At 70.8% G+C, this 1,636-nt stretch carries 3 protein-coding genes; all 3 read right to left on the reverse strand.

Annotated elements, in window-relative coordinates; all coding sequences use genetic code 11:
* Positions 1–135 precede the first annotated feature (135 nt).
* Entirely contained in the window at positions 136–597 is a 462-nt protein-coding gene (locus ACWEOZ_RS44300; RefSeq protein WP_451916670.1) for an SRPBCC family protein, read from the reverse strand.
* Positions 594–929, reverse strand: a complete 336-nt coding sequence (locus tag ACWEOZ_RS44305) for an ArsR/SmtB family transcription factor (RefSeq protein ID WP_360554380.1) — start codon at positions 927–929, stop codon at positions 594–596. Before ACWEOZ_RS44305 ends, ACWEOZ_RS44300 begins: the two co-directional genes overlap by 4 nt.
* A gap of 73 nt (positions 930–1,002) precedes the next feature.
* The gene (locus tag ACWEOZ_RS44310; RefSeq protein ID WP_451916671.1) at positions 1,003–1,530 is read right to left on the reverse strand and encodes an AAA family ATPase; all 528 of its coding nucleotides are present in this window, start codon (positions 1,528–1,530) and stop codon (positions 1,003–1,005) included.
* Between the last annotated feature and the right edge of the window lie 106 nt (positions 1,531–1,636).

Genomic DNA, 1,636 nt, shown 5'->3' on the forward strand with positions numbered 1-1,636 from the left:
CGGGGAACTGGATGTTGCACGAGATGGTCACGTTCACGACGCAGCTGTTCGAGAAGATCCCGACGCTGGTCGGCTGACCTCCCGCAGCATCGAAAAAGGGCCGCCCATCGGGCGGCCCTTTTCGTGTGTCCGGGATCAACCCACCTTCACCAGGTACGCGTCCAGCGCCGCGTAGCTCTGGTTCGCCCCGGCCTCCATGCCCGACTGCAGCATGCCGTCCCGGTCCTCCTGCGAGTCGAAGGTGCTCGACGCGGTCACCGTGGTCCTGCCGCCCTCCTCGGTGAAGACGAACTTCTCCACCAGCACGTGGCCGGCCATCGGCTCGTACTCGAACGTCCAGGTGTAGGAGTCGGGTGCTGAGATCTCCCGGAACTCGCCGCGGAAGGCGTGCTCCTTGCCGTCGGCCGTCTCCACGAAGCGCCACTTGCCGCCGACCCGGAAGTCGATCGACACGTCGAGCGGGTTGCCCCGGCCCCACCAGTGCCGCAGATGCTCGGCCTCGGTGTGCGCGGCGAAGACGAGCTCCTTGGGGGCGTCGAACGTGCGGCTCATGACCAGTTCGGTCGGGGTCGGGGTGCTGACGGTGACGGTGCTCATGACTGCTCCTTCTGCAGGTCGTCCAGGTATCCGCCGAGCGTGTCGTAGCGCTCTTCCCAGAGGCGCCGGTACTGCTCGACCCAGCCCGCGATGTCGCGCAGCGGGGCGGGTTCGATCCGGCAGCGCCGCCATTGGGCCTCGCGGGTCCGGGCGATCAGGCCGGCGCGCTCGAGCACGTTCAGGTGCTTCGAGATCGCCTGCAGGCTGATCGGGAAGGGCTCCGCGAGTTCGTTGACCGTCGCCTCGCCGCGGGCCAGCCGGGCGAGGATCGCCCTGCGGGTCGGATCGGCGAGGGCGGCGAAGACGCCGCTGATCGGGTCGGCCGTCGTCATGCTCAACCACCTGGCTTATCAACTAGTCGGTTAATCAACCGATAGGTTGAGAGTACCGCCGGGCGCGGTGATGTCAAGAAGCGAAAGCGACGATCTCGCGCAGGCCGGGGGAGTAGCCGTCGGTGGTGTCCACCGTCAGCGCCGGCACCGGCAGGCTGATCGGCTCCCAGGTCGCCTCGCCCGCGTCCATCCGGCGCAGGAGACCGGCGTCGTCGTGGGCCGCCCGGTTCGCCGTGGTCCGCAGGCGGTCGGTGATCCGGGTGCGGGCGGTCGACGGCGTGACCGCGCAGCGCACGACCCGGATCCGGGCCAGGCCGGTCAGCGGGACCAGCCCGGGCTGCCACAGCCTGTCCTGGAACGCCGCCTCGGCCACCGTCATCACGCCGGCCCGCACCAGCAGGGTCAGGACGTCGAAGAAGGTCGCCAGGGTGTGCAGCATGCCGGGATCGGGCGTGCCGGCCCGCACCACACCCTCGCGGATCTCGTCGCGGCAGATCGCCGGGCAGCCGAGCTCGCGGGCCAGCGCGTGCGCGAGGGTGGTCTTGCCGCTGCCGGGCGGCCCGCTGACCACGACCAGGACGGGCCCGGCCGGCTCAGTCAACGATCGGCCACCACGACGCGGATGGCCGTGGTCAGCTGGATGCTCCCGTCGTCGGCCCGGGCGCCCGCCAGCTCGGCCTCGGCCGCGGCGGTCGCGGCGGCCAGCC

The organism is Actinoplanes sp. NPDC004185, from assembly GCF_053603475.1.

What these genes read in the sequence shown, in the direction of transcription:
- ACWEOZ_RS44300 (WP_451916670.1), bottom strand. Translation starts at nt 597, where the DNA reads ATGAGCACCGTCACCGTCAGCACCCCGACCCCGACCGAACTGGTCATG.
- ACWEOZ_RS44305 (WP_360554380.1), bottom strand. Translation starts at nt 929, where the DNA reads ATGACGACGGCCGACCCGATCAGCGGCGTCTTCGCCGCCCTCGCCGAT.